At 71.8% G+C, this 25961-nt stretch carries 19 protein-coding genes; 11 read left to right on the top strand and 8 right to left on the bottom strand.

Annotation, left to right across the window (positions count from 1 at the left end; genetic code table 11):
- Nucleotides 1–91: 91 nt before the first annotated feature.
- From rimO to NE236_RS15595, 6 genes are all read left to right on the top strand, one after another.
- Nucleotides 92–1534, top strand: coding sequence for a 30S ribosomal protein S12 methylthiotransferase RimO (gene rimO, locus NE236_RS15620; protein WP_252842686.1), 1443 nt, complete (start codon nt 92–94; stop codon nt 1532–1534).
- The gene (gene pgsA / locus NE236_RS15615; protein WP_252842685.1) at nt 1531–2139 is read left to right on the top strand and encodes a CDP-diacylglycerol--glycerol-3-phosphate 3-phosphatidyltransferase; all 609 of its coding nucleotides are present in this window, start codon (nt 1531–1533) and stop codon (nt 2137–2139) included. The genes rimO and pgsA overlap by 4 nt, the downstream gene beginning before the upstream one ends.
- Complete coding sequence (locus NE236_RS15610) at nt 2111–3385, top strand: CinA family nicotinamide mononucleotide deamidase-related protein (protein WP_252842684.1); 1275 nt, start codon at nt 2111–2113, stop codon at nt 3383–3385. The genes pgsA and NE236_RS15610 overlap by 29 nt, the downstream gene beginning before the upstream one ends.
- A 111-nt stretch (nt 3386–3496) precedes the next feature.
- Complete coding sequence (locus tag NE236_RS15605) at nt 3497–3868, top strand: helix-turn-helix domain-containing protein (protein ID WP_252842683.1); 372 nt, start codon at nt 3497–3499, stop codon at nt 3866–3868.
- Nucleotides 3869–4163: 295 nt separating this feature from the next.
- Nucleotides 4164–7727, top strand: coding sequence for a DNA polymerase III subunit alpha (dnaE, locus tag NE236_RS15600; protein WP_252842682.1), 3564 nt, complete (start codon nt 4164–4166; stop codon nt 7725–7727).
- Nucleotides 7728–7863: 136 nt separating this feature from the next.
- Nucleotides 7864–8331, top strand: coding sequence for a Dps family protein (locus NE236_RS15595; RefSeq protein ID WP_252842681.1), 468 nt, complete (start codon nt 7864–7866; stop codon nt 8329–8331).
- Between the two features lie 75 nt (nt 8332–8406).
- Here NE236_RS15595 and NE236_RS15590 read toward each other — a convergent pair whose 3' ends face one another.
- From NE236_RS15590 to NE236_RS15565, 6 genes are all read right to left on the bottom strand, one after another.
- Complete coding sequence (locus tag NE236_RS15590; RefSeq protein ID WP_252842680.1) at nt 8407–9201, bottom strand: DNA-formamidopyrimidine glycosylase family protein; 795 nt, start codon at nt 9199–9201, stop codon at nt 8407–8409.
- A gap of 22 nt (nt 9202–9223) precedes the next feature.
- Nucleotides 9224–9691, bottom strand: coding sequence for an RrF2 family transcriptional regulator (locus tag NE236_RS15585; RefSeq protein WP_252842679.1), 468 nt, complete (start codon nt 9689–9691; stop codon nt 9224–9226).
- Nucleotides 9692–9972: 281 nt separating this feature from the next.
- Nucleotides 9973–11487 (bottom strand): glycoside hydrolase family 3 protein, encoded by a 1515-nt coding sequence (locus NE236_RS15580; protein WP_252842678.1) that lies wholly within the window; start codon nt 11485–11487, stop codon nt 9973–9975.
- Nucleotides 11484–12356, bottom strand: coding sequence for a carbohydrate ABC transporter permease (locus tag NE236_RS15575; protein ID WP_252842677.1), 873 nt, complete (start codon nt 12354–12356; stop codon nt 11484–11486). Before NE236_RS15575 ends, NE236_RS15580 begins: the two co-directional genes overlap by 4 nt.
- On the bottom strand, nt 12353–13333 hold the full coding sequence (locus tag NE236_RS15570; RefSeq protein ID WP_252842676.1) for a carbohydrate ABC transporter permease: 981 nt from the start codon (nt 13331–13333) through the stop codon (nt 12353–12355). The genes NE236_RS15575 and NE236_RS15570 overlap by 4 nt, the downstream gene beginning before the upstream one ends.
- 19 nt (nt 13334–13352) lie before the next feature.
- Nucleotides 13353–14657 carry an extracellular solute-binding protein gene (locus NE236_RS15565; protein WP_252842675.1) on the bottom strand — a complete coding sequence of 435 codons (1305 nt, stop codon included), beginning with the start codon at nt 14655–14657 and terminating at the stop codon, nt 13353–13355.
- A gap of 229 nt (nt 14658–14886) precedes the next feature.
- Between NE236_RS15565 and NE236_RS15560 the strand changes: the two genes are divergently transcribed.
- Both NE236_RS15560 and NE236_RS43550 read left to right on the top strand, forming a co-directional pair.
- On the top strand, nt 14887–16077 hold the full coding sequence (locus NE236_RS15560) for an ROK family transcriptional regulator (protein ID WP_252842674.1): 1191 nt from the start codon (nt 14887–14889) through the stop codon (nt 16075–16077).
- Nucleotides 16078–16211: 134 nt separating this feature from the next.
- A complete protein-coding gene (locus NE236_RS43550; RefSeq protein WP_308209102.1) occupies nt 16212–17981 on the top strand; it encodes a serine/threonine-protein kinase in 1770 nt (589 codons plus the stop codon).
- A gap of 9 nt (nt 17982–17990) precedes the next feature.
- On the opposite strand, the gene NE236_RS15550 is transcribed toward NE236_RS43550, so the two are convergent.
- Nucleotides 17991–22478 (bottom strand): ATP-dependent helicase, encoded by a 4488-nt coding sequence (locus NE236_RS15550; RefSeq protein WP_252842673.1) that lies wholly within the window; start codon nt 22476–22478, stop codon nt 17991–17993.
- Nucleotides 22479–22546: 68 nt separating this feature from the next.
- Here NE236_RS15550 and NE236_RS15545 point away from each other — a divergent pair, with 68 nt between their 5' ends.
- Nucleotides 22547–22741 carry a DUF3046 domain-containing protein gene (locus NE236_RS15545; protein WP_252842672.1) on the top strand — a complete coding sequence of 65 codons (195 nt, stop codon included), beginning with the start codon at nt 22547–22549 and terminating at the stop codon, nt 22739–22741.
- A gap of 124 nt (nt 22742–22865) precedes the next feature.
- Here the strand turns inward: NE236_RS15545 and NE236_RS15540 are convergent, their stop codons facing one another.
- Nucleotides 22866–23726, bottom strand: a complete 861-nt coding sequence (locus tag NE236_RS15540) for an ATP-grasp domain-containing protein (protein ID WP_252842671.1) — start codon at nt 23724–23726, stop codon at nt 22866–22868.
- A gap of 206 nt (nt 23727–23932) precedes the next feature.
- On the opposite strand from NE236_RS15540, the gene recA reads away from it, so the two are divergent.
- Together recA and recX are read left to right on the top strand one after the other, a co-directional pair.
- Nucleotides 23933–25057: a recombinase RecA gene (recA, locus tag NE236_RS15535; RefSeq protein ID WP_252842670.1), complete on the top strand. Its 1125-nt coding sequence runs from the start codon at nt 23933–23935 to the stop codon at nt 25055–25057.
- Between the two features lie 42 nt (nt 25058–25099).
- Entirely contained in the window at nt 25100–25924 is an 825-nt protein-coding gene (gene recX / locus NE236_RS15530; RefSeq protein ID WP_252842669.1) for a recombination regulator RecX, read from the top strand.
- Nucleotides 25925–25961: the final 37 nt, after the last annotated feature.

Here is a 25961-nt window from a genome sequence, read left to right as displayed (position 1 = left end):
CGAGGGCCAGTACCGTATGGTGCATGTCCACCCCGTGTACTGAGCCCGTGGCGGCGCCCGGCGCGCGCCCCGCGAGAGGGGAGCGCCGCGCGTGAGCACCGCCGACCATTCCAACGACTCGGCGGATCGCCGCACCGTCTCCCTGGTCACCCTCGGCTGCGCCCGCAACGAGGTCGACTCCGAGGAGCTCGCGGCACGCCTGGAGAGCACGGGCTGGACGCTCGACGACTCCGGCGACGCCTCGGTCGTCCTCGTCAACACCTGCGGCTTCATCGCCGCCGCGAAGAAGGACTCGATCGACACCCTGCTCGCGGCGGCCGACTCCGGGGCGCGGGTCGTGGCGGCCGGCTGCCTCGCCGAGCGGTACGGCGCCGAGCTGGCCGAGTCGCTGCCCGAGGCCGACGCCGTCCTCAGCTTCGACGACTACGCCTCCATCGGTGAGCGTCTCGACGACGTCCTCGCGGGCCGGGGTCACCGGGCCCACACGCCGCAGGACCGGCGGAAGCTGCTGCCGCTCAGCCCGGTGGAGCGGTCCGGAGCCGACGTCCGGGTCCCCGGCCACGGTGACCCGCCGGCCGACCTCGGCGCGCCCGACCTGCCCGAGGGCATCGCCCCCGCGAGCGGCCCGCGCGTGCTGCGGCGACGCCTCGGCGGCGGCCCGGCTGCCCCCCTCAAGCTCGCGTCCGGCTGCGACCGGCGCTGTACGTTCTGCGCCATTCCCGCCTTCCGCGGGGCCTACGTCTCGCGCCGGCCCACCGAGATCCTCGACGAGGCGCGCTGGCTGGCCTCCCAGGGCGTCCGGGAGATCGTCCTGGTCAGCGAGAACTCCACGTCCTACGGCAAGGATCTCGGCGACATCCGGCTGCTCGAGACGCTGCTGCCCGAACTCGCCGCCCTCGACGGCATCGAGCGCGTGCGGGTCAGCTACCTCCAGCCCGCCGAGCTCCGCCCCGGCCTGATCGAGGCCATCGCCACGACGCCCGGCGTCGTGCCCTACTTCGACCTGTCCTTCCAGCACGCCAGCGGCCCGCTGCTGCGCCGGATGCGGCGCTTCGGCGACCGCGAGCGTTTCCTCGGGCTGCTCGAGCAGATCCGCGCCCTCGCGCCCGAGGCGGGCGTACGGTCGAACTTCATCGTCGGCTTCCCCGGCGAGACCGAGCAGGACGTCGACGAGCTGGCGCAGTTCCTCACCGCCGCCCGCCTCGACGCGATCGGCGTGTTCGGCTACTCCGACGAGGAGGGCACCGAGGCGGTCGGCTTCGACGGCAAGCTCGACGCCGACGAGATCGACGCCCGTGTCGCCGACCTGTCCTCCCTCGCCGAGGAGCTCACGGCCCAGCGCGCCGAGGAGCGCATCGGATCGGTCGTGGAGGTGCTGGTCGAGGAGCCCGGCGAGGGCCGGGCCGCGCACCAGGCCCCCGAGATCGACGGCGGTGTGACGCTCAAGGGCGACGCGCCCGTCGGGCGGATCGTACGCGCGCGTGTCGTCGAGGCGATGGGCGTGGACCTCCTCGCCGTCGTGGACGGGCCATGACCACCTCCGCCGGCGAAGACCCGATCGCCACGCCGGCGGCCCCGCAGGCGGGCGTTCTCAATGTCGCGAACCTGCTGACCGTCGTCCGCCTGGTGCTGGTCCCGTTCTTCGTCTGGCTCATGTTCGTCGAGGGCACCTGGTGGCGGGTCGCCGCGCTCGCGCTGTTCGCCGTCGCGTCGCTCACCGACCGGGTCGACGGCGAGCTCGCCCGTCGGCGCAACCTCATCACCGACTTCGGCAAGATCCTCGATCCGATCGCCGACAAGGCGCTCGTCGGATCGGCGCTCGTCAGCCTCTCGCTGCTCGGCCGGCTCTGGTGGTGGGTGACCATCGCCATCCTGGTCCGGGAGGTGGGGATCACCCTCCTGAGGTTCGTCGTCATCCGGTACGGCGTCATCGCCGCCAGCCGCGGCGGCAAGCTCAAGACCATGCTCCAGGTGATCGCCATCGGGCTGTACATCATGCCGGGTCCGATCGATCCGCTGCGGTGGATCGTCATGGGGGCCGCCACGGTGGTCACCCTCGTCACCGGCTTCGACTATCTGGTCAAGGCCTGGCAACTGTGGAAGGACGGGCGTGCGAGTCGAGCTGCTGACGGTCGGTGACGAGCTGCTGCGCGGCGACATGGTCAACGGCAACGCCAGGTGGCTCGGGTGGCGGCTCACGGAGGCGGGCGCGCGGGTCGTTCGCGGCGTGGTCGTCCCCGACGACACGGAAACGATCACAGCGGCGCTCCAGGAGGCCCTCAAGCGCGCCGACGCGGTCATCGTGACCGGAGGCCTCGGCGGCACCTCCGACGACGTGACACGGGACGCTCTGGCCCGCGCGGCCGGGGTGACCCTGCGGCGCGATCCGGCCCTGGAGGCCCGCCTGCGGGAGCGTTCCGTGAGCCGCGGCGTCCCGCTGCGGCAGTCGGCGCTGCGGATGGCCGACGTCCCTGAGGGCGCCCGGCAGCTTCCCAACCCGGCCGGCACCGCGCCGGGACTGCGCGTGGCCCTTCCGGGCGGTGTGGCGTACGCCGTGCCGGGGGTGCCGGAGGAGATGCGCGCGATCGTCGAGGAGTGGGTGCTGCCCGAGCTGGCCGGCACGCCGGTGGCGGCCCGGGTGATGCGCACCGCGACGGTGTGGGAGTCCGTGGTCGCGGCGCGGCTGACGCCGGTCGAGGCGCTCCCCGGCGTGCGGCTCGCCTACTACCCGTCCCCGGGCGAGGTCCGGGTGCGGATCGAGGGGGACGCCGAGGACCGGGTGGCCGAGGCGGCGGCGATGGCGCGGGAGCTGCTCGGCGGGGCGGTGTACGCCGAGGAGGACGTCGCCCTGGACCGCGTGGTCCATCGCCTGCTGGCCGAGCGGGGCGGCACCGTCGCGGTGGCCGAGTCGCTCACCGGAGGCCTGCTCGGCGCCGAGCTCACGGGAATGCCGGGCTCATCCGCGACGTTCCTAGGTGGTGTTGTCGCATACGCGACCCCACTCAAGAATCTGCTTCTCGGCGTGCCGGCGGATCTGCTGGCCGCGCACGGCGCGGTCCATCCGGACGTCGCCGCCGCGATGGCGGTCGGTGTGCGCGACCGCCTCGGAGCCTCCTACGGTCTCGCCGTGACCGGGGTCGCCGGGCCCGATCCGCAGGACGGGCAGCCGGTCGGCACCGTTCACGTCGCGGTGGCCGGTACCGGCGATCATCCGACGGTTCGCTCGGTCCGGCTGCCGGTCGCGGGCGACGGCGAGCGGGCCCGGGGCCCGATCCGCAGGATGACGGTCGTCCATGCACTTGACCTGTTGCGGCGTCATCTGCTCACACTGGAGTCCTGCGAGGGTTGGGCCGTCACGGCGGGCAACCGGGAAGAACCAGGGTGATTACAGCGTTACGTCGGAAGCGAACATGAAAGTTTCGGTCTGCCACGTGCATCGTGAAGACAGGTACGGTGGAACCGGTAGATGAGTCAGGACACACGGAGGGAGCGAGACATGGTCCTGCTTCGTCAGCTGCTCGGCGACGTACTCCGGCAGCTGCGGCTGCGCCAAGGCCGTACCCTCCGGGAAGTTTCCGCGGCGGCACGGGTGTCGCTGGGTTATCTTTCCGAGGTCGAGCGGGGACAGAAGGAAGCCTCCTCGGAGCTGCTCGCCTCGATCTGCAAAGCCCTCGGCGTGCCCCTCTCGCACGTGCTGCGCGATGTCTCCGACCAGCTGGCGCTGGCCGAGCTCCAGCAGGAGCCGGTGATGGCCGGTGCGCCGCCGGAGCACGAGCGGCTCGACGGCGACCGGATTTCGGCCGACGCCATTCCCGCCACCCCGGAGACGATCGAGAACGCCCTTCGCGCCGATATGGTCGCGGCCTGACCGCCCAGACCGCGTAGGCGCCCCCGCTGCGGATCCGCTCAGGTTCCATGAAAGCGGCGCGGGGCGCTTCGCTGTGCCGCGCGACATCGAGGGCATCCCGGGCGGACTCCCGTGTACCGCAGACGGCCGGGGAACCGGACATCTGACCCGACACGCCCCCTCCGGTCTCTCCCGCGTCCCGTTCCATCGCCGCGCAGGGCGGGACCCGGCGGCTGACGCTGTCTGCGAGTCGTGCGCATGATGTGGGACTAGAGTCTTGGGAGCCCCATCAACCCCTGCCGCGAGAGGTGCCGGAGTGGCTGACTCATTCGCCCACCTGCATGTTCACACTGAGTACTCGATGCTTGACGGCGCGGCGAAGGTCGCCCCATTGGTGCAGCGGGCCGCTGAGCTGGGGATGCCGGCGGTGGCGATGAGTGACCACGGCAACATGTTCGGGTCTTACGAGTTCTACGGCGCGGCGACGAAGGCCGGGATCACGCCCATCATCGGCATTGAGGCCTACGTGGCTCCGGTATCCCGGTTCCACAAGGAGCCCGTGCTCTGGGGAGAACGGTCGCAGCGCAAGAGCAACGAGACGACGGGTGAGGGCGGCGACGTCTCCGCCTCCGGTTCGTATCTTCACAAGACGATGTGGGCCGCGACGGCGCAGGGCTTGCGGAACCTGTTCAAGATCTCCTCGCTGGCTTCGCTGGAGGGGCACTACCGCAAGTGGCCGCGGATGGACGATGAGCTCTTCGAGCAGTACGGCGAGGGGATCATCGCCACCACGGGCTGCCCATCGGGCGCGGTACAGACCCGGCTGCGGCTCAACCAGTTCGAGGAAGCCCTGAAGGCGGCCGGTAAATATCAGGAGATCTTCGGCAAGGACAACTACTTCCTCGAGCTGATGGATCATGGCCTGCCGATCGAGCGGCGGGTCCGCAAGGACCTGCTGGAGATCGGCAAGCGGCTCGATATTCCGCCGCTGGTCACCAACGACTCCCATTACGTCACCGAGGACCAGTCCGAGGCGCACGACGCGCTGCTGTGCGTGGGGACGCAGAGCCAGATGGCGGATCCGAGTCGATTCCGGTTCGGCGGGTCGGGCTACTACCTGAAGACCGCGGAGGAGATGCGCGCGGTCGACTCTTCAGACGCCTGGCTCGAAGGATGCCGGAACACGCTGGCGATCGCGGAGCGCATCGAGGACTACGCGCCGGTGTTCGCGCACCGAGATCTCGCCGCCAAATATCCGGTCCCCGACGGCGAGACCGAGATGAGCTGGCTGCGAAAGGAGGCAGCCCGCGGAGCGCACGACCGGTACGGCGAGAACGTGCCCACCGAGGTACTGGAGCGGATCGAGTACGAGCTCGGCGTCATCGAGGGCATGGGCTTTCCCGGGTACTTCCTCGTCGTCGCCGACATCTGCCGGTATGCAAGGGAGTCTGGCATCTGGGTCGGGCCCGGCCGCGGTTCGGCCACGGGCAGCATGGTCTCCTACGTCACCGGGATCACCGAGCTCGATCCGATCGAGCACGGGCTGATCTTCGAGCGGTTCCTCAACCCCGAACGTGTCTCGATGCCTGATGTCGACTTGGACTTCGACGAGCGCCGGCGCGGTGACATGATCCGGTACGTCACCGAGAAGTACGGCGAGGACAACGTCTCACTGATCATCACCTACATGACGATCAAGTCCAAGGCCGCGGTCAAGGATGCCGGCCGGGTTCTGGGCTATCCCTTCGCGCTCGGGGAGAAGATCACCAAGGCGTTCCCGCCGGCGGTGATGGGGAAAGAGATCCCGCTTTCGGGTGTATTTGACGAGAATCACCCGCGGTACAACGAGGCCACCGAGCTTCGTCGTCTGTATGAAGAAGATCCTGACGTCAAGAAGGTCATCGACACCGGCCGCGGTATCGAGGGACTGACCCGGGGTACCGGCGTGCACGCCGCCGGGGTGATCTTGTCCAGTGAGCCGCTGGTCGAGGTCATGCCGATTCATCAGCGTCCCGATGACGGCGCTCGCATCACCGGCTTCGACGGCCCGAGCTGTGAGACGCTCGGCGCGCTGAAGATGGACTTCCTCGGGCTGCGGAACCTGACCGTCCTGGGTGACGCCGTCGCCAACGTCAAATCCAACCGCGGCATCGACTTGGACATGCTGTCGGTGCCGATGGATGACGCCAAGACCTATGAGCTGCTGCGGCAGGGCTGGACGCTGGGTGTCTTCCAGCTGGACTCCACCATGATGCGGGACCTGACCAAACTGATGGCCCCGACCCGATTCGAGGACGTCTCCGCCGTCCTGGCGCTGGGCCGGCCGGGCCCGATGGGCGCCAACGCGCACGTCAACTACGCGCTGCGCAAGAGCGGGCAGCAGAAGACCGAACCGATCCATCCCGATCTGAAGGAAGCCCTCGAGCCGATCCTGGGCACCACGTACCACCTGGTCGTGTACCAGGAGCAGGTCATGGCCATCGCCCAGCAGCTCGCCGGCTACACGTTGGGCGGCGCGGACATCCTGCGCCGGGCGATGGGCAAGAAGAAAAAGGAGGAGATGGACAAGCAATGGGCCATCTTCTCCGAGGGTATGGGCAAGAACGGTAACTCCCAGGAGGCCACCAAAGCCGTCTGGGACGTGCTTGTCCCCTTCTCGGCCTACGGATTCAACAAGTCCCATACGGCCGGGTACGGACTGGTGTCGTACTGGACCGCGTACCTGAAGGCCAACTACCCGGCCGAGTACATGGCCGCGCTACTGACCTCGGTGGGCGTCAACAAGGACAAGATGGCGGTCTACCTCGCGGAGGCCCGCCGGATGAAGATCAAAGTCCTGCCTCCGGACGCCAACGAATCCCAGCTCCGGTTCGCCGCGGTCGGCTCGGACATCCGTTTCGGGCTCGGCGCGGTCCGTAACATCGGCGAAAACGTCGTCGATGGCATCGTCTCCGGCCGGAGGGAAGGCCCCTACACCGACTTCAACGATTTCCTTCGGCGGGTCCCCATCGCGGTCTGCAACAAGCGCGCGATCGAATCGCTCATCAAAGCCGGGGCGTTCGACAGCTTGGGCCACCGGCGCAAGTCGCTGGTGCTCGTCCACGAGCAGGCGGTCGATGCGGTCATCGATGACAAACGTAACGCCGCCATGGGCCAGGATTCGCTGTTCGGCGAGATGGACGTGGAGTCCTCTGGGGATGCGATCAGCGTCGCGATCCCGGAGGGGCCCGATTGGGACAAGGCGACCCTGCTGGCGTTCGAGCGGGAGATGCTCGGCCTGTACGTCTCCAGCCACCCTCTCGACGGGGCTGAACGCGTCCTGGAACGTAACCGGGATCACGCGCTGGCCGAACTGCTGGCCGGGTCCCGCACCGAGGGCACCGTCAAGATCGCCGGAATCATCGGCAAGGTCGACCGGAAGGTGACCAAAAATGGCGACACGTGGGCGATCATCACGCTCGAAGACCTCGACGCCGGTATCGAATGCTTGTTCTTCCCCAAGGCGTACATGCTGTACGCGACCGAACTCGTCGCCGACCGCGTCGTGTCGGTGACCGGCCGGATCAATGAGCGCGACGGCGCCATCACCATCTACGGCGAAACGTTGGAGATCCTCGACGTGTCAACCGTGGGAAGCGACGTGGAGTCGCCGGTGGTGATCTCGCTGCCCGAGGTGCGGGTGAATCCCGCTCTCGTCCAGGACCTGAAGCAAATTCTGGTGACCCATCCCGGCAAGGCGCCCGTCCACCTGCGGCTGCAACCACACCGGCCCGGCGCGAAAGGCATCCTGATCAATCTGGAAAGATTCCAGGTCAGCGCCGACACCGCGTTCTTCGGCGATGTGAAGCATCTCCTGGGCCCGAGCGCGATCGGCACCTGATGCCTGAGCCCCAGTGCCTCCCATCGGGCGCTCGCGGCTCCTGACGGGCCCCGCGAGCCGAACCACGGTTACCGCGTTCCTCGCCGGGAAGGGTCGCCCCTGATAGGGATTCGACCCGACTGAGGAGGACCCGGCGATGTCGACCGTGAAGAGCCCGCTTTCCGACGAGGCGCGCAAGGTCACCGGCGCCGCGTTGCAGGAGTCGCTGGTGGATCTCGTCGATCTGCACCTGCTGGCCAAGCAGGCGCACTGGAATCTCACCGGGCGCAACTTCCGCTCCGTCCACCTGCAGCTCGACGAGGTCGTCGCCCTGGCGCGCGACCACGCGGACACGGTGGCCGAGCGGGCCGTGGCGATCGGTTTCAACCCCGATGGCCGGGCGCGCACGGTGGCCGAGACGACCAAGGTCCACCAGCTGGACGCCGGCTACCTGCAGGACGACAAGGTGGTCGCCGCGATCACCGACATCCTCGCCGAGATGATCCAGCGGTTCCGTGCCCGCATCGAGACCACGGACGACTCGGACCTCGTCTCCCAGGACCTGCTGATCACGGTCGCGCAGGACCTGGAGAAGCAGCACTGGATGTTCGAGACGCAGCGCTGAGGGCGCACCGGCGCCGCCGCGTCGACACGCTCTGCCCCGGCACATGGCAGCGGAGGAATCCGCTGCCATGACCTTTCATGGCGGCGGACTCCGCCGAGACTGACACGAGGGACACCAGAACGTGACCCGCTCCTCCGGCCGGTCACCCTGGTCCGCCCGCCGGATCGGCGTACCGCAGCGCCGGCAGGGCCGGCCGGCGCGTCCGTAGACCCACGTCTGCGCACCCGGCCGGCGGGCGCCGGTGGTGATCTGGTCCAAGTGATCCTTGTTGGCGTCGATCAGACGGCGGGCGAGTTCGACCAGCGCCTCGATGCCGGGGACCTCGCCGACGGGGCACCACGGGTCCACGCCCCGCAGGAACAGCACCTCCGCCTTGTAGAGGTTGCCGATTCCGGCGAGCCGGGTCTGGTCGAGCAGGGCCTCACCGACCGCTCGCTCCGGGCGCTCCCGCAGGCGACGGACCGCCTCGGCCGGATCCCAGTCCGGGCCGAGCAGGTCGGGGCCCAGGTGGCCGACGACGCGATCCTCCCGTGAGGTGCGCACCACTTCCACCACGCCGAGGGAGAAGCCCAGCGCCTGCCATTCGGCGTTCGCCAGGACCAGCCGCAGGCGGTGGTCGCGCGGGGGCGGCGCGCCGGCCGGCCGGATCCGCCAGGCCCCTTCCATGCGCAGGTGCGTGTGCACGGTGACGTCGCCCTCGACCCGGATGAGCAGATGCTTGCCCCGCGACACCACCTCGATGACCGAACGACCGGTCAGGTCGGTGGTGGCGTATCGAGGCACCCGGAATTCGCTGCGCGTGAGCACCCGCCCGGCGAGAGCCGCGTGCAGCCGCTTCGCGGCCGCCCAGACGACGTCTCCCTCCGGCATCGCGTCCTCCGGCTCCGCCGCCTCAGTTTCTGAAGGCGGGGGAGTCCCAGGCGGCGGGGTCCTCGGTCAGCTTGTGCACGGCGGGGGGCAGCTCGCCGGAGGCCACGTCGGCCAGGGTCACCTGCTCGAGGATGGCCCGCTCGCTGGCGCGCAGCGCGATCCAGACGGCCTGGAGCGCGCGCGCCGGCCCTTCGTACCCCACATGCTCCGGCCGCTCCCCGCGTACGCCGACGAGCGGGCCGTCGATGGCCCGGATGATGTCGGCCAGCGAGATCTGGTCCGCCGGGCGGGCGAGCCAGTAGCCGCCCTCCGGCCCGCGCTGACTGCGGACGAGCCCCGAACGCCGCAGCTGGCTGAGGATGTTCTCCAGGAACTTCGGCGGGATCTGTTGAGCCTCGGCCAACTGGACGGCCGTCACGGGGCGCTCACCGCCAACGGCCAACTCGGCGGACGCGCGGAGCGCGTAATCGACCCGGGCGGACAATCGCATGCTCTGATTATCCCGCCTCGTCGGAGCTGATCACGCCAGGAGCCCCTGTTTTCCGACCGGTGTTCGGTGTTTTTCACGCTCTCCTTCCCGACACCGAGCCGTCCGTCACCGTTCGAACACCGAGCGTTCACGCCGGCGCGTCAGCCGGCCAGGTGGATGCCGCGCGCCCAGAGACGCTGTTCAGCCACCTCCTCCGCTTGTCACGTCGGGTTCGTGCGCGTTCATGGGCCGCTCACCCTCCTCACTCGCTTCGCGGGCGGCCGCGTCGTGCCTGACGCTGTTCAGCCGCCCACTCCGCTCGCCGTGTCGGGTTCGCTCGCGCCGATCGGTCGCCCGCCCTCCTCGCTTCCGGCGACCGGCTGGACGAGGCCGATGACCTCGGCCGCGGCCCGTGCGTTGGCGCGCGTCGCCCCGTACGTCGCGACGTAGGCGACCCCCTCCGGCCGCCACACCGGCAGGCCCATCTCCACCAGGACGGCGTCCGGGCGCGCTGCCAGCAGCGCCGAGACCAGTGCGCGGTGCCCCGCGTACCGGTGCGCGTCCCGGACGACGATGACGAGCGATCGCCCGTCGGCACGTTCCAACAGCCGTCGCGCGTCGGCGTCGCCGGCCTCCACGGGCACCGCGTCGGCCGCCCAGGGCCCGAGACCCCAGGGGACCGGTCCGACCGCGATGTTCGACGGCGCCTGGATCTCGACGACGAACGGTCCGGGGGACACGGACGGCGCGCCGGTGACCCGTACCGCCCGCCGGGCGGCCTCCAGGCCGGCGGCACGGTCGACCTCGGCGCTCTCGGCGGTGGCGAGCCACGCCTTGAGCGCGGTGACCCGTCCCGCGGCCTCCTCGAGACGTTCGCCGGGCAGCCGCCCGTCGCGCACGGCCGTGACGAGGTGCTCACGGATGGCCCGTACGCTGTCCTCGTACTCCCGCGAGCCCAGGCACAGCAGGTCGGCCCCGGCGAGTACGGCGCGGACCGCCGCCTCGGGGATCCCGATCGCGTCGCTGGCCGCGCGCATGTCCAGGGCGTCTGTGATGACCGGCCCGTCGTAGCCCAGGGTGCCGCGCAGCAGCCCGGTGACCGCGGCGGGCGACAGGGTCGCCGGGTCGTCGCCGGTCAGGGCGGGGACGCGCAGATGCGCGGTCATGATCGCGGCGACTCCGGCGTCGATGGCCGCGCGGAACGGCACCAGCTCGCGGCGATCGAGCAGCGAAAGGTCGGCCAGCACCGTCGGGATCTCCAGGTGGGAGTCCTGGGAGGTCGCGCCGTGGCCGGGAAAGTGCTTGGCGCAGGCGGCGACGCCGGCCTCCTGCAGGCCCGTGACGGCGGCGGTGACGTGCCGCGCGACGAGGGCGGCGTCGGACCCGAACGCGCGGGTGCCGATGATCGGGTTGTCGTCGGCGGTGTTGACGTCCGCGGACGGGGCGAAGTCGAGGTTGACCCCGACCTCCCGCAGCTCCGCGCCCAGCGAGCGGTGCACCCGCCGGGTGGTGGCCGGGTCGTCGAGAGCGCCGAGCGCCGCGCTCCCGGGGTAGGGGCTGCCGGTCTCGTGGGCCAGGCGGGTGACGTCGCCGCCCTCCTCGTCGATGGAGATCAGCGGATCGGCGTACCGGCGCAGTCGTGCGGTGAGTTCCGCGAGTTCGTCGGAGCCCGGCACGTTGCCGTTGATGGCGAACAGCGTGACGCCGCTCAGGCCCTGCTCCAGTCCGTCGAGGACCCAGCGCGGCGCGGTCGCTCCGGGGAAGGGCACGAGCAGGGTGGCGTTGACGAGGCGTTCGAGAGAGGTGTCGCGGGTCATGCTCGCACCGCCCCCGCGGTCAGGCCCGGTCCGGCCAGGCGACGGTGGACGAGGAGGAAGAACCCGATGACCGGGACGGTGAACAGCGTGGACGCCGCCATGATCGGCCCCCAATCATTGCCGGAACGGCCGAAGAAGAACTGCAACATGATGGGCAAGGTCGCTTTGTCCTGATCTTTAAGGAACGTGAACGCGAAGAGGAACTCGTTCCAGGCGGTGATGAAAGAGAAGATGCTGGTCGCGATCAGGCCGGGTGCGACGAGCGGGAGCACGACGCGGAAGAACGTCCGCAGGGGCCCCGCGCCGTCGAGCGCCGCCGCCTCTTCCAGTTCCCTCGGCACGGCCGCGACGAACCCGCGCAGCATCCACACGCCGAACGGGAGCGCGAACGCCACGTAGACGGCGATCAGGCCGGCCAGGTCGTTCAGCAGGTCCAGACGCGCCAGGTCGGTGAACAGGGGGATGACCAGGGCCTCGGCCGGGACCATCTGAACGACGAGGAGCATGACGAGGAAGCCTGTGCGGAACCGGAAGCGGAAACGCGCCACCGCCGTGGCGGCCAGCAGCGCGAGCAGCCCCGAGACGGCCACGGTGGCGGTGGCCACGATGGCGCTGTTGGCGAAGTAGTGCCAGAACGGCACGCCGGCGACCTTCCCGGTCAGCACGGTGTCGAAGTGCCGCAGGGTCGGATGGGCCGGCAGCGGGTGCGGGGTGGTGGCGAAGATCTCGTCGTTCGGCTTGAACGCCGTCGACACCATCCAGCAGACGGGGAACACGGCCACCACGAAGACGCCCAGGCCGAGCGCGTTCAGCACCGCCCGCCGCAATCGCGCGCCCGGTCGCCTCGCCGGCCGCCGCCGGGGGCTCACGCGGCGCCCTCCTGGCGGATGACCGTGCGAACGTGCACGGCCGTGACGAGGAGGACGATCAGCGTGAGGACGACCGCGATCGCCGAGCCCAGGCCGTACTTGGCGTTGAGGGAGCCGAACGCCTCGGAGTAGCCGTACAGCGACAGGTTGAACGCGTCGCGGTTGGCCAGGCCGGACAGCACGAACAGCTGGGTGAAGACGCGGAAGTCCCAGATCACCGCCAGGGTCAGCAGGACGCCGAAGATCGGCCGCAGCAGCGGGAAGGTGATCTTCCAGAAGCGCTGCCAGGCGGTCGAGCCGTCGACGCGCGCCGCCTCGTACAGTTCGTCGGGCACGGTCCGCAGCCCGGCGAGCACCGAAACGGCGATGAACGGGAACGACATCCACACGACGCACAGCGTCAGGACCGTGTAGGTGGGCAGCGGCCGGGCGAACCAGTTGTAGCTCTGCCAGCCCGAGCCCACCAGCCCGTCGGGCAGGAGGTCCAGGAACCAGCCGACGAGGCCGCCGGTCGTGCCGAACAGCCACGAGAAGACGATCGCCGCGGTGACCTGAGGCGTCGCCCAGGCGACCATGATCCCGCCGGTGACCAGCGCCGACATCCGGCGGCCCAGGCTGCCGAGCAGCAGGCCGGTGAGCGTCCCGGCGATCAGGGTGGCCGTGACGGCGACGGCCGCGAACAGGACCGTGTGCCGCAGCGCCGTCCAGAACAGGTCGTCGCCGAGGATGCGCCGGTAGTTCGCCAACCCGACGTTCTCGGCCGGCCGGCCGCGCAGCTGCCGCACGCCGACGTTCTGCAGCGACATCCGGCCGATCTGGATCACGGGCCAGACCAGCAGCACGCCGATGACGACAAGCGACGGCAGGATCAGCAGGTACGGCCCGAGCCGGACGCGTCGGCGCACGGGCCCGGTGGGGGAGCCGGGGTCCGGTGACCCGCGAACGCGTCGCCCGGCCTCCTCGACCGTCTCGATCATGGCCACCTCGCTGGTCGGATCACTCGTTGAGCAGGGAGCCGGCCTGCTCGTCGGCCTTCTTCAGCTCCTGATCGGCGGATGCGCCCTGCATGATCGCCTTCACGGCGTTCGGCAGGACCTTCTTGGCGCCCTCGTAGTCGGCCCATCCCTTGCTGGCCGGCGTGAACCTGACGCCCGCCTCCGCGGCCCGCGCGAAGGGCCCCATGATCGGGTCGTTCTGGTACGTGCCGCTCCGCAGGACGTCGCTGAACTGCGGCAGGAACTTCAGCGTGGTCGCGAAGGCCTGCGCGTTCCTCTTGCCGTCCAGGACGGTCAGGTAGTCGAACGCGAGGTCCTTGTGGCGGCTGTCGTTCCAGACGGCCAGGTCGGACCCGCCGGAGAAGACCGGTGCCAGGCCGCCGTCCCGGCCGGGGATGGGGAACACGCCCCAGTTGGGAGCGCCCTTCTTGTTGATCTTCTCCAGCTGGGGCAGCGCCCAGCTTCCGTCCATGTACATCCCGACCTTGCCGAGGGCGAAGTCCTGCTGCGGGCCCTGCAGCTCGTTCTTGCCGATGTAGGCGTCCGGTGCGACCTTCTCCTTGGAGACCAGCCCGGCGTAGAACTCGATCGCCTCCCTGGCCTGCGGCCCCGCGAGGGTGCCGGTCCAGCGGCCGTTCTGCTTCGCGGCGACGTCCCCGCCGTTCGCCCAGACGAAGCTGAGGATGCCGTTGGTGAAGTCACTCGGCGCGGCGATGCCCGGCACGCCCTTCGCCTTCTGGATCCTTCTGGCCACCGCAACGAGCTGGGCCCACGACGCGGGCGGCTGCAGGTGGAGGTCGCGGAACCAGTCCTTGCGGTACCACACGGCCCGTACGCCGCCGTACCACGGAACGGCGTACGTTCGGCCGTCGACCTGGTCGTTGGCGAGCGCCCCCTGGCTGAGGTCGTGGCCCTCGGCCCAGTGGGACACCTTGGCGCCGATGTCGGCGAAGGCGCCCTGCTGGATCCAGGACCGTACGTCGGTGTTGCCGACCTCGGTGACGTCGGGGCCCGACCCGCCGGCGATCGCGGTCTGGAACTTCTGGGTGGCCTGCGGCCACGGGACGTACTCCACCCGCACGTCGGTCTGGGGATGCATGCGCCGGAACTCGGCCTTCACTCCGTCCAGGAACCTCGTCTGCTCGGGGCTGCCCTCGCCCATCTGCCAGACGACGATCCGGCGCGCGGTCCCGGACGGCTCGGTTCCCCCGCCGGACTCGCACGCCGCGGCGAGGACCAACGCCAGGGCCGCCGCGGTGACGCCCGTGGCGAAACGCAGGGTGGAACTCGCATCGATGACTCTCACAATGGAACTCCTTTCGGTCGCGCCCCGATGTCGCCGGGCGGCCGCACGGCCGGTCACGGCATGTCCACGCGCTGATCGCGAAATGCGTCCCTACAGTCGCGAAATGGGTCCTCCCGCCGGTTCCGCACGACGAGGTGCGGGCATTGTGGTCGGCTCGTGCGGCTAAACTAGCAATAAAGTTTCCAATTACGCGGAAACCGTTAGCGGATCGAGACGGAAGGCGGCCGGAATGGCGACTCGCCCGGGCACACCCAGACTGCTGCGCGAGCTGAACGACCGCTCCGCGCTCGATCTGCTGGTGAGCTCAGGCCCGCTCACCCGCGCCCAGATCGGCCAGTACACGGGCCTGTCCAAGGTGACCGCCTCCCAGCTGCTGTCGCGGCTGGAGGAGCGCGGCCTCGTGGCCGTCGTCGGAGAGCAGGCCGGCGGCCGCGGGCCCAACGCGGCCCTCTACGCCGTCGTGCCCTCCAGCGCGTACGTCGCCGGCCTGGAGGTCGGCCCGAACGCCGTGACCGCCGCGATCGCCGACATCACCGGCAACGCCGTCGCCGAGGTCACCGTCGACCCGAACGGCGCGGACGATCCCGTCTCCGTCGTCCACAGCGCCGTCGTGAAGGCATGCCGGTCCGGCAAGATCCCGCTCGCCAAGCTGCACGCGCTCGTCCTCGGTACCCCCGGCGTCGTCGACCCGCGCACCGGCGACGTGCAGTTCATCTTCGACCTGCCGCACTGGCACGCGGGCATCCTCGAGGCCCTCCGGCGCGACCTGCGGCTGCCCGTCACCATCGAGAACGACGTCAACCTCGCCGCGCTCGCCGAGAAGGCCGACGGCGCCGCCCGCGACACCGACGACTTCGCCCTGCTGTGGGCGGCCCGCGGTCTGGGCCTGGCGGTCATGCTCGGCGGACGCCTGCACCGGGGCGTGTCCGGCGGCGCCGGCGAGATCGGCTACCTGCCCGTCCCCGGCGCGCCGCTGCCCGAGAAGGACACGGAGTCGGTCACCTGGGGCATGCCGGCCCTCGCGGGCGGCCTCGGCGCCCTCGTCGGCGCCGACGCCATCCGCGAACTCGCCGCCGAACACGGCTTCACCGGCCCGACCGCCACCGAGTGCGTGCAGGCGGCCGTACGGTCCGGGGAGGCCGGGGACGCGTTCCTGCGCGAGCTCGCCACCCGCCTGGCCTACGGCGTCGCGTCCGTGACGATCGTGCTGGACCCCGGGCTCGTGGTGATCAGCGGTGACCTGGGCCGGGCCGGCGGAGAGCGCCTCGCCGAGTTCATCGAGGAGGCCGTCGGGCGGATCTGCCCCACCCGGCCGCGCGTCGCACTCACCCGCGTCGAGGGCAACCCCGTCCTGCGGGGCGCGCTGCTCGCCGCCCTCGACCGCGCCCGCGACGACGTCTTCTCCGCCTCTCCCGCCTGAGCGCCACGCGGAGGGGCGCATGCCCCATCGTCACGCAGCGTCGCCCGACGGATGAGTTCCGCCGTCGCGTACGGATCATTTGAGCGACGTTGATAGGTTCTGCGGCGTCCATGTCGATCCATCGGGAGGCCGCCGTGCCGAATGTCCAGCCGCTCACACACGGGGATCCCCGGCGGCTGGGGGCTTACGAGGTGACCGGCCGACTCGGCGAAGGCGGCCAGGGAATCGTCTACCTCGGCCGCGGCGCCACCGGGTCAGTCGCGATCAAGGTCCTGCACGCCCAGCTGATCGAGGATGCAGGGGCCCGCGCCCGCTTCGTCCGCGAGGTGGAGGTCACCAAGCGGGTCGCCCGGTTCTGCACCGCGCAGGTCCTGGACGCGGGCATGGCCGACGACGGCCCCTACATCGTCAGCGAGTACGTCCCCGGCCCGTCGCTGCAGCAGCAGCTCCGGCAGGAGGGCCCCCGCCAGGGCGGCGCCCTCGACCGGCTCGCCGTCAACACCGCCACCGCGCTCGCGGCCATCCACCAGGCCGACGTGGTCCACCGGGATTTCAAGCCCGGGAACGTCCTCATGGGTCCGGACGGCCCCGTCGTGATCGACTTCGGCATCGCCCGCGCCCTCGACGCCAGCGGCACCACCGCCGCCAGCCAGATCGTCGGCACGCCCGCCTTCATGGCGCCCGAGCAGCTGACCGAGGGCCGTGTCGGCCCGGCGACCGACATGTTCGCCTGGGGCGTCACGATCGTGTTCGCCGCCACGGGCACCCCGGCGTTCGGCAACAAGTCCATCCCCACGGTGATCCACCGCATCCTCCACGAGGACCCTGACCTCGGCGCCCTCGACGGGCGTCTGCGGGACATCGTCGCCGCCTGCCTCGCCAAGGACGCGGCGCGACGTCCCACCGCCCGGCAGCTCATGGACGAGCTCATGGGCCAGCGCGCCCCCGGCACCCCCGCCACCCCCGGCACCCTCGGCGCCCCCGCGGGCGAGCCCGAACCGCGGACGTCCGTGGACCCCGCCGACCGGATGCCCGTCCCCGGCCCGCCCGGCGGCCCCACCGAGATGCTCCCGCCGACCGGACCGCCGACCGGACCGCCGGCCGGACCTGCGGCCGGTCCGCCGGGCGGCGCCACCGAGGTGCTGCCACCGGCCGGTTCCCCGGGCGCCGGCACGGCGCGCATGCCCGCCGCCGGCCCTCCGCCCACCCAGCGGATGCCCGCGTACGGACCGGGGCCCGCCGCGCCACCGCCCGGGGGCTACCACCCGTCCGACGGCGGCACCTACAACCTGCCGCCCGTCACACCACCTCCGCCGCCGTACGGCCAGGAGCCCGCGCCGAGGAGACGTGGTGCGGGAGCCGTCATCGCCGTCATCGTCGCCGGTGTCCTGCTGCTCGCCGGAGGCGGCGTCGTGTGGGCCGCCATGAACAAGTCCAACGGCGACCCGGACACCTCCGCCGCGGCGAGCCCCTCCGCCAAGAAGCACGCGACCAAGCGGCAGCGCACGCCGTCGCACAAGGCGACCCACAAGAAGTCACCGACGACGCACCCGCCGGCCGCGAAGAAGCCCCCCAAGGCCAACCCGTACACCGCCGAGCGCCTGTGCGGCAACGGCTACCAGGTCATCGAAAGGCACCCGCTCGGTGAGGCGACGGCCTATCTGCTGTACAACCGGGGCAACGGCGGCAACTGCGTCGTCACCATGGTGCCCAAGTCCACCGGCCAGAAGAAGAGCATGACCGCGTCGCTCGCGGTCAAGGACGGCGGGCAGGGCGCACGGTCGGCCACCACCCCATTCTTCTTCGCCGGGCCGGTGCGGCTCCCCGCCAAGGACAAGTGCGTCCGGTGGGGCGGCTCCTCCCCGACGCAGACGTGGACGAGCGGCTGGACGCACTGCGGCTGACCACCCCGGTCAGCCGCGGAGACGGAGGCCGCGCGGGGTGGGATGGAACCCGGCGGCCTCCAGCGCGGCGGCGAGCGGGGACTCGACGATGGACGCGCCGTCCGCACGCTCGACGGTGAGCCGTCCGAGCGCGCCCTCCCGTACGGCCAGGGCGAGCGCGTCCACGGCGGGCTGAAGGTCGTCCTCGCTCCACGACAGCAGGGTCTTCCCGCCCCGCTCGACGTACAGCGTCAGCCGGCCCTCGACCAGCACGACCAGGGCCCCCGCCTTGCGGCCGGGCTTGTGCCCGCTCGCGACCTCTCCGGACCGCTCCGGCCAGGGCAGGGCCGCCCCATAGGGATTGGCCGGGTCGGTCGACGCGAGGACCACGGCGCGCGGCGCGCCGGTGTCCGGACGCGTCGCCCGCAACCGGTCGACGGCGCCGGGCAGCGCGAACTGCGCCGCGCCCAGGCCCTCGACGAAGTACCCGCGCCGACACCGGCCGGACTCCTCGAACGCCCGCAGCACCGGGTACACCGCCGCGAACCCGCCCGGCGTCCGCTCGGCCATGACCGCCCCTCGGATCACGACGCCGTACCGGTCGAGCAGCGTCTCGGCCAGCGCGTGCCCGCGGCGGGTCGTGTCGGACTCCGGCTCGGGCAGCAGCCACCAGCGGCCCGCGACGGTCGGCGGCCCGGTCCGCGACGGCATCGCCGGCCGGCGAAGCGTACGGGACCGGTGCACCGTCCGGCCGGAGCCGAGCCGGGCGCGCAGCGGCGCGAGAGTGTCGTTCGTGAGCCGTCCCGCCCACACCAGGTCCCACAGCGCGGTCACGAGCTCCTGGTCGTTCAGGGACCCGACACGGTCGGACAGCGTACGGAAGAACACCGCGCCGCCATCGGACAGCGACTCCAGCACGCGCTCGTGCAGCGGCGTCAGCGTGATCTCGGCGGACTCGGGCATCAGCAGCGGAGCCGTGTCCGCCAGATACAGGGACACCCATCCGTCACCGCCCGGCATCCCGCCCTGCCCGGCCCACACCACCTCGCCGGAGGCGGTCAGCTCGTCGAGCATCGTGGGGGAGTAACCGGGGACCCGTGCGGGCAGGACCAGCGACTCCAGGGCCGAGGCGGGCACCGCGGCGCCCTGCAGCTGCTCGATCGCGTGCACCAGCGCGTCGATGCCCCGCGGACCCGAGCCGCGCGCCGTGATGCCGTGCCAGGCCGGCAGGAACCGGGCCAGCGCCTCCGGCGGCGACGGCTCCACCTCGGCCCGCAGCCGGGCCAGCGACCGGCGGCGCAGCATCCGCAGCACCCCCGCGTCGCACCACTCCGTGCCGCGCTCGCCCGGGGTGAAGTCGCCCTCCGCGACCCGGCCCGCCGCGGCCAGCCGCCGCAGCCCGTCGGTCACCACCGCGACGCCCAGCCCGAACCGCGCCGCGACGCCGGCGGCGTGGAACGGCCCGTGCGTCCGGGCGTGCCGGCTGAGCAGGTCGGCCAGCGGATCGGCCACCGGCTCCAGGAACGCCTCCGGCACCCCGACGGGCAGCGGGACGCCAAGCGCGTCACGCAGCCGCGCGGCGTCCTCGATCGCGGCCCAGCGCTCCGTCCCGGCGATCCGCACGCGGATCACCCGGCGGGAGTCCTCCAGCTCCACGAGCCACCGCGGGTCGACGCCGCGCTCGACGAGCTCGTCCGTGCCCAGCGGGCCGAGCTCCCGCAGCAGGTCGGCGGCGCCCTCCCGGTCACGGGCGCGCCGGTCGGCCGTCAGCCGCCGCAGCTCCCGGCCGGCCTCCGCGATCACCTCGGGGTCGAGCAGCTCCCGCAGGTCCGCCTGGCCCAGCAGCTCGGCCAGCAGCGTCGAGTCCAGCGCCAAAGCCTGCGCCCGCCGCTCGGCCAGCGGCGCGTCCCCCTCGTACATGAACGCGCCGACGTACCCGAACAGCAGCGACCGCGCGAACGGCGACGGCACCGGCGTCTCCACCTCGACCAGCCGCGCCTTCCGGCTCGCCAGCTCCCGCATCAGCGCGATGAGGCCAGGCACGTCGAAGACGTCCTGCAGGCACTCCCGGACGGTCTCCAGCACGATCGGGAACGAGGGAAACCGGCTTGCCACGGACAGCAGCTGCGCGGCGCGCTGCCGCTGCTGCCACAGTGGCATGCGCCGCCCCGGATTGCGGCGCGGCAGCAGCAGCGCCCGCGCCGCGCACTCGCGGAACCGCGACGCGAACAGCGCGGAGTTGCCCAGCTCGTCGGTGACGATCCGCTCGATCTCCTCCGGGTCGAACACCGCCAGGTCGCCCGCCGGCGGGGCCGCCCCGGTCTCGTCGAACGACGCACCGGTGTCCGGCACCCGCAGCACGATGCCGTCGTCGGAGTGCACCGCCTGCGCCTCCACGCCGTACCGCTCGCGCAGCCGCGCGGCCATCGCCAGCGCCCACGGCGCGTGCACCCGCGCCCCGAACGGCGAGTGCACCACCACGCGCCAGTCGCCGAGCTCGTCGCGGAACCGCTCGACCACCAGCGTGCGGTCGTCGGGGACGTATCCGGTGGCCTCCCGCTGCTCGGCGAGGTACGCCAGGAGGTTCCCCGACGCCCAGTCGTCCAGGCCGCTCGCCCGCAACCGCGCGCGGGCGTCGTCCGGCTCCAGCGCGGACAGCCCACGGGCGAACGCCCCCAGCGCCCGGCCCAGCTCCGCCGGCCGCCCCGGAGCGTCACCGTGCCAGAACGGCAGCTTGCCCGGCTGCCCCGGCGCCGGCGAGACCAGCACCCGGTCCGGCGTGATGTCCTCGATCCGCCACGAACTCGCGCCCAGCACGAACACGTCGCCGACCCGCGACTCGTACACCATCTCCTCGTCGAGCTCACCGACCCGGGAGGACTTCTCGCCGACGAGGAAGACGCCGAACAGCCCGCGGTCCGGGATCGTGCCGCCGCTCGTCACCGCCAGCCGCTGCCCGCCGGGCCGCCCGCGCAGCACGCCGGCCACCCGGTCCCACACCAGGCGCGGGCGCAGCTCCCCGAACTCGTCGCTGGGGTACCGGCCCGCGAGCATGTCGAGCGTCGCCTCCAGCACCGATCTCGGCAGCGTCGCGAACGGCGCGGCCCGCCGTACGAGCGTCTCCAGCTCGTCCACCGGCCACTCGTCCATCGCGGTCATCGCCACGATCTGCTGGGCCAGCACGTCCAGGGGATTGCGGGGGTACCGCAGCTCCTCGATCTCCCCGTCGCGCATCCGCTCGGCGACGACCGCCGTCTGCACGAGGTCGCCCCGGTACTTCGGGAAGATCACGCCCTTCGAGACCGCCCCCACCTGGTGCCCCGCCCGGCCGATCCGCTGCAGCCCCGCCGCCACCGACGGCGGCGACTCCACCTGCACGACCAGGTCCACCGCGCCCATATCGATGCCCAGCTCCAGGCTCGACGTCGCCACCACGGCGGGCAGCCGGCCCGCCTTCAGTGACTCCTCGATCCCGGCCCGCTCCTCCTTCGACACCGAGCCGTGGTGCGCGCGCACGACGTCCGCCGGCGCGCCCCGCGCCGCCCCCGCCTGCGCCATCACCTCGGCCGGGGAGAAGTCCTGTGGGAGGGCCTCGCCGTTGGCTCTTTCCCAGGCCAGCTCGTTCAGCCGCCCGCTCAGCCGCTCCGCCAGCCGCCGCGAGTTGGCGAACACGATCGTCGACCGGTGACTCTCGATCAGGTCGAGCACGGCGTCCTCGACGTGCGGCCAGATGTTGCGCCCCCGCAGCGGCGAGTCGTCCTCGGCGCGAGGGTCCGGAGGGAGCTCGGCCATGTCCTCCACCGGCACCGAGATCCGCAGCTCCACCTCCTTCTCGTGCGGCGGCTGCACCGCCGTCGCCGGCCGCGCCCCGCCCAGGAACGCCGCGACCTCCGACACCGGGCGCACCGTCGCCGACAGCCCGATCCGCTGGGCGGGGCGCTCCAGCAACGCGTCCAGCCGCTCCAGGGACAGCGCGAGATGGGCGCCGCGCTTGGTCGCCGCCACCGCGTGCACCTCGTCGACGATCACCGTCTCGACGCCGCGCAGCGCCTCGCGTGCCTGCGAGGTCAGGATCAGGAAGAGCGACTCCGGTGTCGTGATCAGGATGTCGGACGGCCTGGTCGCGAACCGGCGGCGCTCGTCGGCCGGGGTGTCCCCGGACCGCACGGCCACGCTGATGTCGGGCTCGGCCAGCCCCAGCCGCCGCGCCGTCTGCCGCAGCCCGGTCAGCGGCGCGCGGAGGTTGCGCTCGATGTCCACCGCGAGGGCCTTGAGCGGCGAGACGTACAGCACCCGGCAGCGCCGCTTCGGATCCTCCTCCGGCGGCGCCGACGCCAGCCGGTCGAGCGACCACAGGAACGCCGCCAGGGTCTTGCCCGACCCCGTCGGCGCCACCACCAGCGTGTTGTCACCCCGGGAGATCGCCTCCCAGGCGGCCGCCTGGGCCGCCGTCGGCGCGGCGAACGCCCCGGCGAACCAGGCACGGGTGGCGGCCGAGAAACGGTCGATCGGCGTCATCCTGCCAGTGTGCATCGCCCCACCGACGGAATCGCCCACCGGTGACAACGGCGAGTAGCGTGGGGACAGTGCGACTCACGATTTTCTGGGATCGGATGAACCAGCAGTTCGGCGAGGGCTACGCCGACAGCGTGGCCAAGGACTACGTCATGGCCGAGCTCGACGGTCGCACGGTCGAGCAGGCCCTCGCCGACGGCGTCGGCGCCAAGGACGTCTGGCGGGCCGTGTGCGCCACCTTCGACGTCCAGCAACGCCTCCGCTGAGCCCTCAGTGCCGCCGCGAGCGGCTCCGGCTCCTGCTCCGGGTCGACCCGCCGGTCGAACGACTCCGCCTCGTGCTCTTCGAGCGCGTCGAACTCCGGGATCCGCCCGGATGCTCGGCGGGGCGTTACCTGATCGGGAAGCTCAGGTACAGATCCGCCGGCTCGGCCACCGACGGCAGATCGCTGACCTGCCCGTCGCCGACCTCCACGACCCGCCACACCCCGTCCGCCCGCCGGGCCAGGTCCGTCGTGATGAACCGGCACCCCAGCGCCCGCACGCACGGGGCGATCGGCTCCGCCTGCGGGCGGGGATGACGGTCCGGCGTGTCCGGGTGCGGCCCCATCAGCACCGGCTCACCGTCGACCCACCACACGCGCGCCTCGCCGCCCTCGAACCGCTCGTACTCGCGGATGACGATGCCCCCGGCCAGGAACTCGCCCTGGCGCTCGACGAAACGCTCGACCACGGCGTGCAGCCGCTCGACGTCGGCGAGGTCGGGGATGAAGCAGGCCTCGTCCCACTCGTGCTTGCGCGACTTCACGTAGTCCTTCACGACCGCCGGGCCGGACCGCAGCGGGCGTACGAGCTCGGCCAGCTTGTCCGCCGCCGGCGTCGCTCCCGGGGACAGCGGCAGCCACACGCTCGCCGGGGTGACGCCCGCGAACGTGTCGTACCAGCCGGGCAGCTCGTGCGCCTTCTCGTAGCCGTCCGGCGGGACCGCCAAGACGGTGTTCCGGGCGGCCAGGGCGGCGGCGAGCGCGGCGTACTGCGCCGGTGTGGTCATCCAGCCGCGATACCACGTCGTCCCCAGCCCGTCGGGGACCCGTCGTACGGCCTCGGCCGCGTCACCCCGCTGCAGCGCGCCATGGTCGATGAGCGCGACGGACCCGCCGAGCGCGCGTACGGCCTCGGCCTCCCGGGCGAAGTGCTCATCGACCCGCCGGGGGTTCAGCGGGTCGGCGCACATGAGGATGGTCACCGGCATGATCCTGACCCTCAGCGTAGGGCAAGACGCCGTGTCTTTCCCCGGGGAATCGGCGCGTCCGTTCATGATCGAACACATGTTCGGCTAGAGTGATGGAAGCGACGGCGTTGTCCACAGTGGTGGGCCGGACTCTCGAAAATTGTCGGCGGGTCCCCGTAACGTCGCTCCCGACAACAGCAGGCATCGACCCGACAGGGACACCTCACATGGCAGCAAACGATCGCGAGAAGGCACTCGAGGCGGCGCTCGCGCAGATCGAGCGGCAGTTCGGCAAGGGTTCCGTCATGCGGCTGGGCCAGGAGGGGCGCCCCCCGGTCGAGGTGATCCCGACCGGCTCGATCGCCCTCGACGTCGCCCTGGGCATCGGCGGTCTCCCGCGCGGTCGCGTGGTCGAGATCTACGGGCCGGAGGCCTCCGGGAAGACGTCCATCGCGCTCCACGCCGTGGCGAGCGCGCAGAAGGCGGGCGGCATCGCGGCCTTCGTGGACGCCGAGCACGCGCTCGACCCCGAATACGCCAAGAAGATCGGCGTCGACATCGACGCCCTCCTGGTCTCCCAGCCCGACACGGGCGAGCAGGCCCTCGAGATCACCGACATGCTGATCCGCTCCGGCGCCATCGACATCGTCGTCATCGACTCCGTCGCGGCCCTCGTGCCCCGCGCGGAGATCGAGGGCGAGATGGGCGACAGTCACGTCGGCCTCCAGGCCCGCCTCATGTCCCAGGCCCTCCGCAAGCTCACCGGCGCCATCAACCAGACCAAGACCACAGCCATCTTCATCAACCAGCTGCGGGAAAAGGTGGGCGTTATGTTCGGTTCGCCCGAAACGACCACCGGTGGTAAGGCGCTGAAGTTCTATGCGTCGGTGCGACTGGACGTGCGGCGGATCGAGACGATGAAGGACGGCACGGAGGCGGTCGGAAACCGCACGCGCGTCAAGGTCGTCAAGAACAAGATGGCCCCGCCCTTCAAGGTGGCCGACTTCGACATCCTCTACGGCATCGGCATCAGCCGCGAGGGCGGTCTCATCGACATGGGCGTCGAGCACGGCTTCGTGCGCAAGTCCGGTGCCTGGTACACCTACGAGAACGACCAGCTCGGCCAGGGCAAGGAGAACGCCCGGCGGTTCCTCAAGGAGAACCCCGACATGGCCGACGAGATCGAGAAGAAGATCAAGGAGAAGCTCGGGGTGGGTCCGCGGCTCGACGCCGAGGCCGAGCCGGCGGGCGCTCCCGCGGCGGCTCCGGCGGCCGCTGCCCCTGCCGCCGCGGTCGGCAAGGCCGCACCGGCCAAGCGGGCCGCGAAGACCCCGAAGCCGGGAGACGAGTGATCCCGGGTCGCCCTTCGGCAGGGCCGTTCGAGGGGCTGACCAATGAGCGCTCCTGAGGGGTGGCGGCGCCCCGCTCCGCGCCGGGCCGGGCCCGGTGCGGAGATCTTCCCTGGCGACGCCGTCTCCGCTCAGGAGCCCAGAGAGGCGGACGGCGCGGTCGGCTCAGCCGGCGGAGCGGATGCCTCGACGGGCGGAGCGGGCGCGCCGACGGGCGGTACGGAGATGCCGGCGGGCGATACGGGCACGCCGACGGGTGGTGTGGAGGCGTCGGCGGGTGGGCGGTCGGCGCGGCGCGGGCGGAGGCGCGGCGGGGGCCGTCTTCCCGACGGGCCGACGCCGGGAAGTGCGGCGGCGCAGGGGCCGCCCGCCGATCCCGAGGCGGTGGCGCGCGAGATCTGCCTGCGGCAGCTGTCGTTCTCTCCGAAGACCCGCGCGCAGCTCGCCGACGCGTTGCGCCGCAAGGGCGTGCCGGACGACGTCGCCGAGCGGGTGCTGGGCCGCTACTCCGAGGTCGGGCTGATCGACGACGCGGCGTTCGCGCGGGCCTGGGTGGAGTCGCGTCATGCCGGCCGAGGGCTCGGCCGCCGGGCGCTCGCCGCCGAGCTGCGGCGGCGCGGCGTCGCCGACGAGATGGTCAGCGAGGCCGTTGAGGAGGTGGGCCCGGAGCAGGAGGAGGCGGCGGCCCGTGAGCTGGTCGCCCGCAGGCTGCCCGCCACCCGGGGCCTGGACCCGGTCAAGCGCACCCGGCGGCTGATGGGCATGCTCGCCCGCAAGGGCTACTCCGGCGGCCTCGCGTACCGGGTGGTGCGTGAGGCGCTGGAGGCCGAGGGCGCCGAGGAGATCCCGGACCTGTCCTTCGACGACTGATCCGCGGCGCAAGGCCGGCCGGGCAGAGTCCGCGAAC

This window comes from Actinoallomurus purpureus, from assembly GCF_024055795.1.
GTDB classification, from domain to species: domain Bacteria; phylum Actinomycetota; class Actinomycetes; order Streptosporangiales; family Streptosporangiaceae; genus Actinoallomurus; species Actinoallomurus purpureus.
This window is presented reverse-complemented; position numbering and strand designations above follow the sequence as displayed.